This is a genomic window from Lactococcus taiwanensis (assembly GCF_014905395.1).
GTDB lineage: Bacteria > Bacillota > Bacilli > Lactobacillales > Streptococcaceae > Lactococcus > Lactococcus taiwanensis.
Window position 1 is genome coordinate 62014 of the sequence record NZ_BNDT01000005.1, and the last position, 13295, is coordinate 75308.

13 protein-coding genes are annotated in these 13295 nt (G+C 41.5%); 4 read left to right on the forward strand and 9 right to left on the reverse strand.

What is annotated here, in order from left to right; translation table 11 throughout:
• Nucleotide 1: 1 nt before the first annotated feature.
• On the forward strand, nucleotides 2–283 hold the full coding sequence (locus JKP71_RS07045; RefSeq protein ID WP_075525900.1) for a DUF3270 family protein: 282 nt from the start codon (nucleotides 2–4) through the stop codon (nucleotides 281–283).
• A 28-nt stretch (nucleotides 284–311) separates the two neighbouring features.
• Here the strand turns inward: JKP71_RS07045 and JKP71_RS07050 are convergent, their stop codons facing one another.
• A complete protein-coding gene (locus tag JKP71_RS07050; protein WP_200407524.1) occupies nucleotides 312–1133 on the reverse strand; it encodes a putative RNA methyltransferase in 822 nt (273 codons plus the stop codon).
• Between the two features lie 306 nt (nucleotides 1134–1439).
• Here JKP71_RS07050 and JKP71_RS07055 point away from each other — a divergent pair, with 306 nt between their 5' ends.
• On the forward strand, nucleotides 1440–2063 hold the full coding sequence (locus JKP71_RS07055; protein ID WP_200407525.1) for a copper homeostasis protein CutC: 624 nt from the start codon (nucleotides 1440–1442) through the stop codon (nucleotides 2061–2063).
• Between the two features lie 39 nt (nucleotides 2064–2102).
• Here JKP71_RS07055 and JKP71_RS07060 read toward each other — a convergent pair whose 3' ends face one another.
• On the reverse strand, nucleotides 2103–3119 hold the full coding sequence (locus JKP71_RS07060) for an ABC transporter permease (protein ID WP_200407526.1): 1017 nt from the start codon (nucleotides 3117–3119) through the stop codon (nucleotides 2103–2105).
• Nucleotides 3112–3885, reverse strand: coding sequence for an ABC transporter ATP-binding protein (locus JKP71_RS07065; protein ID WP_200407527.1), 774 nt, complete (start codon nucleotides 3883–3885; stop codon nucleotides 3112–3114). The genes JKP71_RS07060 and JKP71_RS07065 overlap by 8 nt, the downstream gene beginning before the upstream one ends.
• A gap of 137 nt (nucleotides 3886–4022) precedes the next feature.
• On the opposite strand from JKP71_RS07065, the gene JKP71_RS07070 reads away from it, so the two are divergent.
• Together JKP71_RS07070 and JKP71_RS07075 are read left to right on the forward strand one after the other, a co-directional pair.
• Nucleotides 4023–4424, forward strand: a complete 402-nt coding sequence (locus tag JKP71_RS07070) for an HIT family protein (protein ID WP_075525905.1) — start codon at nucleotides 4023–4025, stop codon at nucleotides 4422–4424.
• Between the two features lie 11 nt (nucleotides 4425–4435).
• Nucleotides 4436–4657 carry a hypothetical protein gene (locus tag JKP71_RS07075; RefSeq protein ID WP_075525906.1) on the forward strand — a complete coding sequence of 74 codons (222 nt, stop codon included), beginning with the start codon at nucleotides 4436–4438 and terminating at the stop codon, nucleotides 4655–4657.
• A gap of 12 nt (nucleotides 4658–4669) precedes the next feature.
• Here JKP71_RS07075 and JKP71_RS07080 read toward each other — a convergent pair whose 3' ends face one another.
• From JKP71_RS07080 to rplA, 6 genes are all read right to left on the reverse strand, one after another.
• A complete protein-coding gene (locus JKP71_RS07080) occupies nucleotides 4670–5011 on the reverse strand; it encodes a hypothetical protein (protein WP_075525907.1) in 342 nt (113 codons plus the stop codon).
• A 56-nt stretch (nucleotides 5012–5067) separates the two neighbouring features.
• On the reverse strand, nucleotides 5068–5787 hold the full coding sequence (locus tag JKP71_RS07085; protein ID WP_200407528.1) for a pilin N-terminal domain-containing protein: 720 nt from the start codon (nucleotides 5785–5787) through the stop codon (nucleotides 5068–5070).
• Entirely contained in the window at nucleotides 5784–7055 is a 1272-nt protein-coding gene (locus JKP71_RS07090) for a class C sortase (protein ID WP_200407529.1), read from the reverse strand. Before JKP71_RS07090 ends, JKP71_RS07085 begins: the two co-directional genes overlap by 4 nt.
• A gap of 23 nt (nucleotides 7056–7078) precedes the next feature.
• The gene (locus JKP71_RS07095) at nucleotides 7079–8755 is read right to left on the reverse strand and encodes a SpaH/EbpB family LPXTG-anchored major pilin (RefSeq protein WP_200407530.1); all 1677 of its coding nucleotides are present in this window, start codon (nucleotides 8753–8755) and stop codon (nucleotides 7079–7081) included.
• 67 nt (nucleotides 8756–8822) lie between these two features.
• A complete protein-coding gene (locus tag JKP71_RS07100; protein WP_200407531.1) occupies nucleotides 8823–12317 on the reverse strand; it encodes a lectin-like domain-containing protein in 3495 nt (1164 codons plus the stop codon).
• A 248-nt stretch (nucleotides 12318–12565) separates the two neighbouring features.
• On the reverse strand, nucleotides 12566–13255 hold the full coding sequence (gene rplA / locus JKP71_RS07105) for a 50S ribosomal protein L1 (protein WP_075525911.1): 690 nt from the start codon (nucleotides 13253–13255) through the stop codon (nucleotides 12566–12568).
• Between the last annotated feature and the right edge of the window lie 40 nt (nucleotides 13256–13295).

Below are 13295 nucleotides of genomic sequence, written 5' to 3' on the forward strand. Positions count from 1 at the left end.
TATGGAATTAAGAAATCTCAAAGACTTTTACGAAAAACAAGAATATTACAATTATGAAGAAACTCAAGGACGTGAACAACGACAATTCAATAAAAGGGTCGAAGAATTAAATTTCTTTACCAATATTGCTGTTTTTTCGATTTTCCTTGCAATTATTACTTATATTTTAGTTTCTGTGCTGATTAGTTGGATTGCAGTTCCCGTTGCTGTGGTGGTTTCTTTAGGCCTTTATATTTCTGTCAAAAAAGGGATTTCTAAAGCAATTAAATTTCTCATGAAATAAAACAAAACCTATCGTTTAAGATAGGTTTTTATTTATGCCCGATTAAGAGTTGGACATGGATTGTTGCTCGCATTGGTGGATTTTTACGCGCCTGCTCCTTACGCTCTGGCGAAACCGCCCACTCCAGAGGACTCATGGATAAGAAATCCTGACGTAATGGTTCTGGGAGTTCAAAAGTATAACGCAATTCCTTTTGTTCTACTTCAGAAAACTCTGCTTTAAAGCGATCCACAACCGCTGTGTTTTCATAGTCAATAGGAAGCCCATAAACGTTACGGAGTTCCTGTAAATAATAACGGTCGGGCACGACTTTAATTACCACTCCTTCTGGGACAAGTACCCGTTTGAATTCTGCATAATTTGAAGGGGTAAAAATGTTCAGAACCGTCGAAAAGGATTGATCAGCAAATGGGAGATTGGTTAGATCAGCCAAGCTCAAAAAACTTCTCATTTCGAGTTCTGTTGCCATTTCTATGCCTTCTTTCGCAATGTCAAAAGCAAATTTTGTTCCTTTTACATCTAACTCTTGTAAAAATGTCCCCTCACCTGTACCCACATCTATCAAATGTCCCTCTTTCAAAATCAACTGAATTTCTTTCAAAAGTGGTTGATACATTCCTGATTCGATTAGACGCCGCCGCGGTTCAAACATTTTTCGTGTATAATGTACTGTATCCGGTTTTGTTTGCAAAAAATTAACATAGCCTTTTTTGTTCAAGTTATAAGTATGTTTATTTTCGCACCGCAAAGCATAGGGGCTAAGTTGGAACGGGCGATGACAAAGCGGACACCTTACAAGTTGCAAATTTTCTTCTAATAATTTATAAGACTTTTCAATTTTTTTTAACATAGCTATTATGTTATAACAATTCTCAAAGATATGCAACTTCTCTTAAAAGCAACTTTCAGTTGATTAAACTGCCTTTTCTGATCATTTTTGATAGCCACATTTGTTACATCATAAAACTTGCTCGGCATGCTATAATAATTACGGCTAAATACTAACAAATTTTATTGATTAATAACCGCAAAGCTATTTTACACCCTGCTCGACTCCAGCCAATTCGAGCTTTTTTTATTTTAACCTTCCCTTATAACATTGCAAGTCCTGATAATATCGTTTATAATTGTTAGAGAACTTTTGAAAGGAAAAACTATGATTATTCGAGAACTTTGTGTTGAAAATTTTACGAAAGTGCCTCATGCTATCCGAGAAGGCGTAGAGCGTATTGAGCTGTGTGATAACCTTGCGGCGGGAGGAACTACACCATCTTACGGAGTTATTCAACAAGCAGCCGAACTCGTTGCTGAAAGCAAAACAACCCTTGCAGTGATGATTCGTCCTCGCGCAGGAGATTTTGTTTATAACTCCTATGAACTTAAAATCATTGAAACAGATACACTCAAAGCCATTGAAGCTGGCGCCCAAAACATTGTCTTTGGTGCGTTGACCGAGGAAAATGAATTAGATACTGATGCCCTAGAAACTGTGATGGTAGCCGCACAAGGCCTCCCTGTAACTTTCCATATGGCCTTCGATGAGATTAAGAATCAAAAAGAAGCCATTGACCAACTAATTGAATTCGGTGTGGATAAAATTTTGATGCATGGTGGCCCACTTAATCAACCACTCAACACAGAAAAAATTAAAGATTTAGTTACCTATGCCAATGGTCGGATTACAATTTTGATTGGCGGAGGTGTGACATCAGCAAACTATGAAAGTTTAGCGCAAGCTTGCCAAACCTCGTTTGTTCATGGTACAAAAATCATTGACTAAAATAAAAAAAAGCTTCATAAAGTAGAAGCTTTTTTATTTTTATTTTTTCAATCTAACTCTAACATAAAACTTAGTAAGTATGAAGTTAAACAGAACAATGACCACCGCCAAAACAATTGGACGTATAAAGATTAGGCTCATTATCAATTCGATAAGGGTAGTTACGAGCATCACTCGAAAAAGAACAACACGCAAACCTGCAGTTTTCGCCGTTTTTTTCACGGGATAAATTCGTGTCAAAAGTTGATAATCAAATGTCGTACGCAATGAGAGGAGCTGAAAAATTAAGAGGTAATTAAAGACCAAGACAATAATAAGCGCTACAATCCCATTGCTGATAAAAATCATGGACAGAATTGATAAAACTAAAAGTCGCAAGGTTAAACCTAAGAAATCTCCACTGCGCAAGAAACTCCGCATAAACAGATAATCATAAGTCCTTCTGGTATCTGGTAAAAGAAAATCTAGATATTTCCTACGGTGACTATGTGATTTTAGACCTTTGACATTCGTAAATAAAGCAAAGAGACGCAAAGTAGCAGTTTTACGTGTTTCTTCTGACTCAATCATCGCTGTCCAATTCAGGATACCTGTCTGTTGCCAACGCCAGATTTGAGAGTAAAACCACGCTCCTTTTAGTGCCACTAAAAGAATGAACCAGATAATAAATATAACTACGTTAAAGTTCAACAAAGGTGCAACAATGAGTATCAAAAGTAGAGATAAGACCGCTGGTAGTATCAATGAACGTACTAGACATTGCAAGAGATAACGCTTTAGTGCGAGTTCTTGTGGAAGGAGAAACACCTTATCAGCTGCTTCCACAAATGTAGCGATGCGTCCCACAAGCTGACTAAGTACTGTGACTAGCACAACAAGAATTATCTTCTCTAAAAGATGTGCTTGGTGTGTTTGAAGAAAAGTCACATACTGAACGACCAAGGCACCTAGCAAAATCATTAAGAATAGAACAAAATGATCATTAAAAACATAGCGAAGATATTTTAAATTTTGCTTGTACCAGTCTTTTCGACGTTTCGCAAAAATTTCAGTCATGAGTAACTTCTTCCCCCTTCTTCAGCGGGTCGCTGGGGAAATTTCCCTTCGTCAAAGAAAGATAGATTTCATCCAAGCTTGCTTCTGGCTGACCAAATTGTTGACGAAGTTCTTCTACTGTTCCTGTAGCAACAACTTGACCTTCATGGAGGACAACAAATTTATCACAGAATTTTTCTGCTGTTGATAAGATATGAGTACTCATAAGAATCGAGCTACCTGTTTGTTTCATTTCCAACATCAAATCAATCAAATCTTGAATCGCTAGTGGATCTAATCCCATAAAGGGCTCATCTACAATATATAAAGAGGGTTCCGTCAAGAAAGCACAAATAATCATGACTTTTTGCTTCATCCCTTTTGAGAAATTGACAGGGAACCAGTCCAATTTATCACTTAATCGGAAAGTTTTTAGTAATTTTTCCGCACGCTTTAGAGCTAGTTCCAAAGGAATTCCATAAGCCATTGCCGTAACTTCAATATGTTCACGAAGCGTTAATTCTTCATAAAGACTTGGAGTCTCTGGAATAAAACCTATCTTTTTTCGATAGCCCTCTAAATCTTGCTGCAAAGTTAAACCATCGAGCTCAATCTGTCCTGAGTAAGGAGTCAAAAGCCCAATCACTTCTTGAATTGTTGTCGATTTCCCAGCACCATTGAGACCAATTAGCCCCACAAGTTCGCCATCTTTGATTTCAAAATTAAGATTTTTTAAAACAGGATGCCCGAGATAGCCACCCGTTAAGTTTGTTATTTTTAGTACCACGTTATGTACTCCAATTCTACTTAAATTTGGTATAATCTAAGTATATTATAACATTTTCCTTAGCAATTCTGCTCAATTTTTAGGGTATTCATCGCTCAATAGGTAGAAAAGCTAAACAGTTTGGAGGCTAATATAAAATGGAAGATTGTATTTTTTGCAAAATCATCGCTGGAGATATCCCCAGCACAAAAATCTATGAAGATGATGATGTTGTAGCTTTTCTTGATCTCACTCAGACAACTAAAGGACATACCCTTCTCGTTCCTAAGCAGCACGCACGCAATATCCTCGCAATGCGCCCCGAAGATGCTGCACTATTATTCAGTAAAGTTCCTCTGATTGCCAACAAACTTGTCCATAAACTCCAAGCCAAAGGGATAAATATCTTGCAAAATAATGAGGAGATTGCTGGTCAAACAATTTTTCATACGCATGTGCATTTGATTCCCCGCTATGATGATAACGATGGCTTTATTGGTAAATTCACTCCACACGACTATGACTTAGCTGAAATTGCGGCTCAAATCAACAAAGATTAAAGGAGAAAGCAATGTTTGAACTTTTTAAGGATTTAAAAACAATGATGGGTGAACTCTCAGATGATTTCAAAACCATGAAAGTCAACTTAGCACGTGTTCAAGAAGAAACCCTCAAGGCAGAGCAAGTTGGCAAAGCACTGCAAACAAAAGTTAATGAATTTGAAATCTCTATTGCTCCTCGGATTGAAAAAATCAATAGCTTAATTGATGAAATAACAAAACAGGTTGAATGATTCAACCTGTTTTTATTTTGTTTTATTTTGTTGTTTATAAAATTGTCTTCCCCAAAAAATGCCTAAAAGTTGCGCTAAAATGAAGCCAACAATGATAACTAACAGTTTTTCGATATCATGATGTTGGATATAAGTGAATGTATGCTGTGAGATGGATAAAACAGCAATAAAAATAATCAAAATAAGATTCATCCCAATAATACGACGATATCTTCCTTTTCTACTTTCCCAAAAACTGATAAACAAGATTAAAATCGTTACCATTTCAAGTCCGATTAAGGTTAACCCTAAAAGCTGAAAAAGGTACGCAATCCCAAATATAATTGTTGTAAAACCCCATAGAAATAATAACATAACATTATTTTAACATGTTTCTCTTAATTACTCAATACTGTACAAAAAAAGAGGGTTTACCTCCTTTTTTTCATCAGAATAATGTCACCAAGTAAGAGAGAAAATCCTAGTAATCCCATCAAAATTGAAATTTTAACACCCGTTTTAGGGAGGTATTTTTCAAAAATATTGGTTTGTTGTATTTGTGTGTCTTTAAGTTTCCTAGACCCTTTTTGTTTTGTTAGTGATGTTATAAATTCTGCTGGATCTACGCTCGATTTGGGATACAGATAAACAGTATCTTTAGTTTCTATACCTGTGGTGTCAGGTAAGGGCAACCTCACCACAACGGGAGGTGAAGCTTGTGAAAGCTTGAGCATCGGATTTGGCTGCTCACTAATCAAGTAGTCACCGTCCGGTAACATCGTGGTCGCCATACCGTTTTTATTAGTGACTAATTCTTGTGGGCTTCCAACTAAACGATAAGTCGAAGGCTTGGGATTTTCCGTCGCTACATCACGAGCTGCTCCTGTTGGGACAAACCGCTGTACAATATAATGAATTCCAGCCATCGGCGACAATTGATTGCCTAGATTATCAATTGGAAGATTATTAATTTTCTGCCCATCATCAGTTGTTTGTGAGGGGATAAAGCTCGTTGCACCAGCAGTCAATCCATATTTGACGATGACTAGCTGCTGGGTATGGACCTCTTCAGCTAAACTATTTTTTGTAAACACAATATTTCCCAGAAAAAGGAGTAAAATCATCCAGCTATATTTCATTTTGTGCATCATGATTGCTCCTTTCCTTTTCTGAGGGGAATGCTCTTGAGATAACGGAGGTGAGCAAGAGCTTTTGTGGATTTTAGACAATATTGTTGCGTTTTTCTTGCGGTTGGGTGCGGACCAATAATCAACTCATGCTCTTTATCCACGAAATTTGAATTTTTTACTTTTGACAGATATTTTTTCCAGTTTTCACTTTTATTTTTAAAAATCCAACGTGACAGCTCTTTATGTTTTCTCAAACGATAAACGTTCAGGTAAAGGGGCTGATCAGGGTATATTTTTTCTGCTTGTGCAATAGCGACTGATTTGCTTGTGACCAAGTAGAAACCCGCTCCAAAATCTCCTCTCAAGCTGTCATGGGCTAGTGTTGGTTTTTCTAATTTTTCCAAACTAACTTGGTAAAGGGGGCGTTGGTTGGCTAAAAGCCAATAGAGGAGAATGACCAACCCTAACAGCGCTAATACTCCAGATGCTAGCATGACCCAGAAATTATAGCCAAATGAGTTTCTGTTGATTGCTTCACTAGGTAGCTTTTGGTTATAGGGAACACGCTCCCCTGTGACCAAGAGGCGCTTATTATTTATCCCTGTCGGATAGCAAGTGACAAGCGTCACCAGATCTTTACCTTTGATCACGTTGAGCGACGAAATATCTTTGGGATCCACTACTTTGATATTATCAATCTTGTATTTTAAGTCTAAATCGAGAACACTCAAATAGAAAACATCACCAAGTTTAAGTTTATCGAGTTCTGTAAAGAGGGTATTATTTATCCGACCAGAGTGGGCTGGTAGGACGGCGTGCGTGTTTATCCCACCGATGGGGAGGCTGGTTTGTGGGATGTGACCGACACCTGCAAAAAGAATCTTTTCAGAATCGCCGTGATAGATAGGAACATTCCGAACATTGATTTGTGGAATCGCGATATAACCCATCATCCCACTCTCATCGAGGGATAGCTGCTTGTTATAATCAGGGAGAGCCTTCTTGAAGGCGACACCTTGACTAACAGCATAGATGTATTCGTTGTATAATCTTGCACTGGCCAAGAGTTCATGCTCTTTTTGGGCGGGAATTTTACTGACTTGTGCGCGATAGTTTTGAATGGTTGTAAGATTTTGCTGAGCCACCATGAAATTTACCACGATTGGATAAAAAAGCAACCCTAGAGCAATAATTGCTAGCAGAATACTTAGAGCATTGCGCAGGATCAGACGGCGTTTTTTCTTTGGCCTCTGCTGTTTTTGAGAGGCCTTGTGTTGAATAAATTTCATAATAATCCTCTCAAAATGAAGCCCTAGTAGCTGGCTTCTTCATCGGTCGTTTGGTGACGACGAATCAAGAACGCTGTTGTTCCGATCATGCCTGATAGTACAAGAATTCCCAAAATTCCTTGCCCACCAGTGAAGGGTAAATCTAGTGTCCGATTATTGTCAATTGTGACGTTTGACAAAGGAGAGCTACCTGTTGAGACCGTCAACTGAGTGGCTGATGCGCTACCACTTGGTAGCTGATATCCTGTGGGTGCCTTGGTTTCAACCGCCCAGTAAGTCACTCCGTCTGTGGTTGCTGTGCCGTCTCCTGTGGTACCAACAGGTAAACTCAAGCCTTCAAAGGTCGTCATCCCTGTACTAGTTGTAGTGTGATTGGCTGTGCTATCGACAATAGTGCCTTTGGTCGTATCACCTCCTACTACGGCGACTGCATCAGCAGCACTAGCTGCAGCAACAATTGTAAATTCTGCTCCTGCAAGTGGTGTTTTTGTCGAAGCATCTTCTTTGGTTAATTGTCCACCAGCGACGTTGATTGTTTCTTTAGTCGTTGACGTGTCAGTGTTATCTAGAGTTGTCCCATAGGCATTGGTCACCGTTGTGGTATAGGTGGAGTTGACCGTTCCGACAAAATCCGAGTCAACGGTAGTTGGGACGGTCACTTTCAGTTGGGTATTTGCCGCTGTAGCATCGCCATCTGTTGTCAATGCTACCGCCTTAGCAATCCCTGCAGGAGTTAGTGTAATCGTCACAACTGATGGCGAGCCAGAACCTCCTGTCACTGTAGTCGTGTAGTCTGTCCCTGACGTCAAGCCATCAATCGTGATTCCACTGCTGCTTACAGTGACACCTTTGTCGATATTTTCTGTGATGATGTATTTGGCAGTTGAATTTGCTGCACCATTGGCAATGGCTTCGGTAGTCATCATCGAAGCGTCAAAGGTTGGGGTTAAAATCATGTCTACTTGCTTTCCTTCGGCATCTGTTGTCGTTTCATTATTGGGCGACCAATCGGCATTTGTAGCGCCATTTTTTACAGGAATAGCAGAGCCATCAATGGGATTAGTGTCGTGATTAACCTCCGTTCCTGTATTATTATTTGCCGTGGTCAAGCTAAGTTTAGGATAAACTTTGGTCGTATTGCCATTGACGACTTGGACGATGAAATCCGCAATCGGCGTAATCCCGCCAACAAGTGTTGTTTCGTGGATCAGATAATAGCCATCAGGGAGACTCGTTGCGGTAGCAATGCCTGTACTGTCAGTAGTTATCGTCGTGTCACCATTGGGTCCAGTTTGGTAAGTCGAGCTGTCAGTCGCTGACATATCCCCTGGCGTTTTCCCATCAGCTGCAACGATGGATTGGACATGGAAGGAGACATTCACCATCCCATAGACACCACCGACAGCATCAGGGGTGGCTGCACCACCAACATTGGTATTGCCCGTCCCATCACCTGCTACACCTGATGTATCTAAGCTCGCTTGGTCCGAAGCATCATTGGTCGTCCCTGGATAATTGGTCACATTGCCAGAAGTATCTTTACTGGGCGCTGCTTGTTGGGCATCAATGACGATAGAGCCTGTTCCTGTGCCCGTAATATCCGCCAAGACCAACGGTGCGCTAAAGCCTGTAAAGGTTGTGGCAGAGATTAATAAAATACTTGCGATATTGAACTTTTTATGGAGTCGTTTTAAGGTCATTTCTGTTCGCCTACCTTTCCTGTAAGTATTGCTGGTAACGCTATCGAATCAAAAGAAGTTATGAAAATCACTGATCCTCCTTTCTGCTTCGCCATGCCAGACCTGAAAGTGACAAGAAGCCACTGAGCGTGGCAAGCGCTAAAAGCGTAATCAAACCAATGCCCCCTGCATGTGGTAGCTCAAAATATATGACCTCAAGCTGGGTGATGGTACTGACAGTATTTGCAGCGCGCTCGTCACTCGTCAGCGTCGTTAAATATTCACTGACGGAGCTGTCAGCATGGGTCGTCAGCCAATTTTGATAAGCGAGTTGTCCCGTACCAGTGAGCGCAGTGTAATGTTCGGTGTAAGTCCCTGCGCTCAGGGTATTCGCTGGTATGGTATCCGTAGATAAGCCTTGCCAGACCGTCTGGTTATTTTTGTCCGTAATGCTGACGAGAACGACATTTCCATTGACAGTATTTTTATTGCTGTCATTATCTTGTCCGTCAGCATCAAAGGCACTAATCAGATCGCTTTCTGGCTGATAGTCGAGGATTTTAGAAATTGTGTGCTGGCTGTTACTGCTCAGGGCTGTATCATCAGTTACCGTAAGAAGCGTGGTGCTACTGACCGTTTGGTCAGCATTTTCGTCAGCTGACAATGTCGCGAGATAATCACTGACGGAGCCGTCAGCATGGGTCAGCAGCCAGTTTTGATACGCGGTATAGCCTGCGCCATTGAGGGCGGTGTAGGTCACGGTGTAAGTGCCTGTTTTACTGCTAACATTTGCTGCATCAATAACATTTCCTGAGCTATCAGTAATTGTGATTTGGACAGGTCCGTTAACCGTTGAAAAAGCATTGTCTGCATTGGTTCCGTCACGATCAAGCCCTGCGGTCAAATCACTGATCGGATTGTAAGTTGTTCCAACTGTAATCTCATCTTCTGCTTTACTTGTCAGCTGCGTTTGGTCAAGTGCAACTTCCATAGCAATGACAGGATCAGAGCTTGTCACATTAGGATGTGCTGCCAGCAAATCAGACCAGGAGGCGTAATGTGTCAACGTATTATAGCCTTTATCAGTGGTTTGGGTGCTGACCGTGTCATCAGTATAACTATAACCGCCCGTCAGATAATAAGTTTTCCCTGAGCCATTTACGTTTGTCAAATCAGCCGGCGTTGCCTGCAGCTCGCCAAGCTGTGCTGCTGTTTGATCAGTGAGCGGACTTCCTGCCAAAAGGCCTGACGCAGCACTCCCTTGGTTAGCAAAATAGCCCCGGGTTGGATTACCTGCTTCGCCAAAGTTAGGATCGTCTGTCAGCGGTTGACCACTGCTATCCACTGCTACCGTTGTCCAAATGACACTCGTGTTGTTAGGGATAAGCACTGTCGTAAAGCTATTGCCACCGACGTGGTAAGTATTCGTCGTGCTGTTTGACAGATAATAATCGAGCGGACTGCCTGGCATTGTCACATTGGACGAGTTGCCACTGCTATCAAAGCTTTGACCAGAACCACTAGTAGTTTTGAGTGCTGTCGTCGTCACACCAGCTTGATTGATGGCGCTCGTTGCGACTTCATAAGGACTACCTGAATAGCTCGCCAGTGGTGCTCCAGTAACTGGATTGCTCATCTGCCAACCAATTGAGGAGCCTAGTACTGCCGAGGTGAAAGGATGAGCACTAGCAGATGCTGGATCGCTCCAAGTAGGTAAATTCGGACCGGGGTTGGCAATAGGTGTGTCTGTACCACCAGTCGCTGTCGTGTTTGCGGGCAAGCTGGTTGTTGCTGGATTGCCAAAAGGAATCAAGCTCCCTGCATTGCCAGTGGTACCAGGAGTATTGCTGGCCCAAGCGTAAGTGAAAGTGGCCGTTTGCGTCAGTGGAGTTAAGGTCACTTGGTAAGTGTAAGCTCCACTATAAACCGCATTAGCACTGGTTTCCAATAAATTATATTCATTTGGATGAGCCGCTAGAAAATTAGCGATGGTCGTTGCTGTGTCACCACCAGTGATTGCAGGGTCAGCTGCTCCATTATAATCCGTATTAGTAGATTGAATAGCCGAAATATAGTAACCTGCAGGGACTTTCGCTGTCAAATCAGCTGACAATGTACTGGGCATGGCATCATCAGTAATGACAGAGCTGTAAGTTTGCGCTGAAACTGTTGATGAACTTCCTGTGAAATTAAAAGTGGCCGTATTATTGACGTAAGGTGCATAATTGATATTAAAAGTATTGACCGAAGTATTGGTAATCGCTAGCGACGCTCCTGTCGCTGTTCCATTGACATTTGTGTATTGGTATCCTGTCGGTAGAGGTGCCACATAGGTATAAGTTCCCTTCACACCTGGGGTGCTACTTGCCGACCCACCAGGTGCTGTTATCGTGACTGTATCACCCACATTTGCCAAAATGGTTGACGGCTTCCAGCCGTTTGAGCTAATTGCTTTGCCAGTATAGCTGTTAATATAATTAACAGTTACATCTTCTGTCCCACGTTGCGGGGTAACTGACGCAGTGGCGCTAGAAACATTCACGGAAAGATTCGAGCCATAACCCCCTGTAGCTCCAACAAAGCCTAATGTCGCTGAGTCAGGCAGTTGCGCAGCAACGGAGAGATATTGAGTCGTCCCCGAAGCTAGTGTAATACTGAGCTGGAGTGTGCCAGATTGGTAGCCAGCGGCGGCTGTATTTGTACCATCAGGCGTCCACAGGACTGTGGTGGCTTCACTAAAAGACGAAGCACTCTCAATTGCTAAATTATAAGCTTGTCCATTTGCATCATAATATGGACTATGACTGCTGTTTGTTCCAACGAGTGGGTATTGAGCTTGTTCTAGTTTCCCATAAGAGTCAGTCCGCCGTATTGCCATAACAGAGCCCGACCCAGATACCCAACCGTTCGCCGTCTGCCCATCTTGTTGGCTGTTTCCATCACTCAGATTAGAATAAAGGTCCCGCCCTAAGAAGTAAGTATTAGCCAAGCCTTGGATGCCCAAATAACCTCCTGTTGCCGTAGGCATATTGGAGGACATGGTGGCAGGGGTGGCAGGGGTCAAAATAAGTCCCAAAGCATCCCCTGCATTGGTGTAGCCTGTTGAATAATTCAGCTGAACCGTTAGAGCCAGCGGCTTTGTCATATCAAGTGAACCATTAAAACTCGCCCAACCCACTTGACTGGTCGTCGTGGTCATATCAAGATATCCTGTCGGAGTTGATGAAGTGGTGCTCCCACCAGAAGTGGTCGTGTATCTCGCAGTCCCACCCAACGTATAGTTAGCTCCATTTTGAAAATCACTCATATTATAAGAATGATTACCCGTATCATAAGTATCATAGGTTGCAGGGTGTAGACTTTGGCCGCCCTGTATTGGCGATGTGGCCGCTATCGCTTTGATTAGCCCAACAGTTCCGATAAAAGGTAGAGCGATGGGATTTAAACCAGCTACAAGAAGACTAAGCGTCATGCCCAGATAGAGCCACGTTTTACCTTTTTTCCACGCTCTAAAATGAGTCGCTTTTTTCTCATGAATAGAGTGATAAAATAACACGTTCCGATTGTTTTTCCTTGGACTCATCTGCTAGTCTCCTTTCCTAAGAATACTTACCCCTTATTAGAAAATTATGAGCTCTTGCAATGAATAGTTTACGTGAAACAATCTCTTGTTACTTCTATATTACTATAAAAAACCTCTCTTTTCTAAAGATATACAAAAGTTTCGAATCGTAATATAAATAAAAAAACCTCCCCCACAGAAAATACTAAGGAGAAGGTTTAAATGATATTAAAAACGTAGCTCAATATAAGCTACGTCTTATTTTTCTATTAGAATGAAGCTGAATCAACTTTCACACCAGGACCCATTGTTGTTGTAACAGAAAGGTTTGCGATGTAAGTTCCTTTAGAAGCTGCAGGTTTAGCAGCTGCAATAACAGCGTTCAAAGCTTTAAAGTTTTCAACCAATTTTTCTGTATCGAATGATACTTTACCGATTGGAACATGAACGTTACCAGCTTTATCAGCACGGTAGTTAACTTTACCAGCTTTTGATTCTTCAACTGCTTTAGTTACATCCATAGTAACTGTACCAGTTTTAGGGTTTGGCATCAAGTTACGTGGTCCAAGGACACGTCCAAGACGTCCAACAACTGCCATCATATCAGGAGTTGCAATAACAACGTCGAAGTCCAACCAACCACCGTTGATTTTTGTTACGAGTTCTTCAGCACCAACGAAGTCTGCACCAGCTGCTGTTGCTTCTTCAGCTTTCGCACCTTTAGCGAAAACCAAAACGCGAGCAGTTTTACCAGTTCCGTTTGGCAATACCATAGCGCCACGGATTTGTTGGTCAGATTTTTTAACGTCGATGTTAAGGTTGTAAGCAACTTCTACAGTTGCATCAAATTTTGCAAATGAAGTTTCTTTTGCAAGAGCTACTGCTTCTTCAACTGAATAAGCTTTAGTAGCATCGATTTTTTCGATTGCTGCGCGCAATGCTTTACTTTTTTTAGCCATTTTTTCTATTCTCCTTGTGGTAATATCGGTTGCTAAAACC

Coding starts and splice junctions, on each gene's coding strand:
- JKP71_RS07095 (WP_200407530.1), bottom strand. CDS start 8,755: ATGACCTTAAAACGACTCCATAAAAAGTTCAATATCGCAAGTATTTTA.
- JKP71_RS07085 (WP_200407528.1), bottom strand. CDS start 5,787: ATGATGCACAAAATGAAATATAGCTGGATGATTTTACTCCTTTTTCTG.
- JKP71_RS07080 (WP_075525907.1), bottom strand. CDS start 5,011: ATGTTATTATTTCTATGGGGTTTTACAACAATTATATTTGGGATTGCG.
- JKP71_RS07075 (WP_075525906.1), top strand. CDS start 4,436: ATGTTTGAACTTTTTAAGGATTTAAAAACAATGATGGGTGAACTCTCA.
- JKP71_RS07055 (WP_200407525.1), top strand. CDS start 1,440: ATGATTATTCGAGAACTTTGTGTTGAAAATTTTACGAAAGTGCCTCAT.
- JKP71_RS07045 (WP_075525900.1), top strand. CDS start 2: ATGGAATTAAGAAATCTCAAAGACTTTTACGAAAAACAAGAATATTAC.
- JKP71_RS07090 (WP_200407529.1), bottom strand. CDS start 7,055: ATGAAATTTATTCAACACAAGGCCTCTCAAAAACAGCAGAGGCCAAAG.
- JKP71_RS07050 (WP_200407524.1), bottom strand. CDS start 1,133: ATGTTAAAAAAAATTGAAAAGTCTTATAAATTATTAGAAGAAAATTTG.
- rplA (WP_075525911.1), bottom strand. CDS start 13,255: ATGGCTAAAAAAAGTAAAGCATTGCGCGCAGCAATCGAAAAAATCGAT.
- JKP71_RS07060 (WP_200407526.1), bottom strand. CDS start 3,119: ATGACTGAAATTTTTGCGAAACGTCGAAAAGACTGGTACAAGCAAAAT.
- JKP71_RS07100 (WP_200407531.1), bottom strand. CDS start 12,317: ATGAGTCCAAGGAAAAACAATCGGAACGTGTTATTTTATCACTCTATT.
- JKP71_RS07070 (WP_075525905.1), top strand. CDS start 4,023: ATGGAAGATTGTATTTTTTGCAAAATCATCGCTGGAGATATCCCCAGC.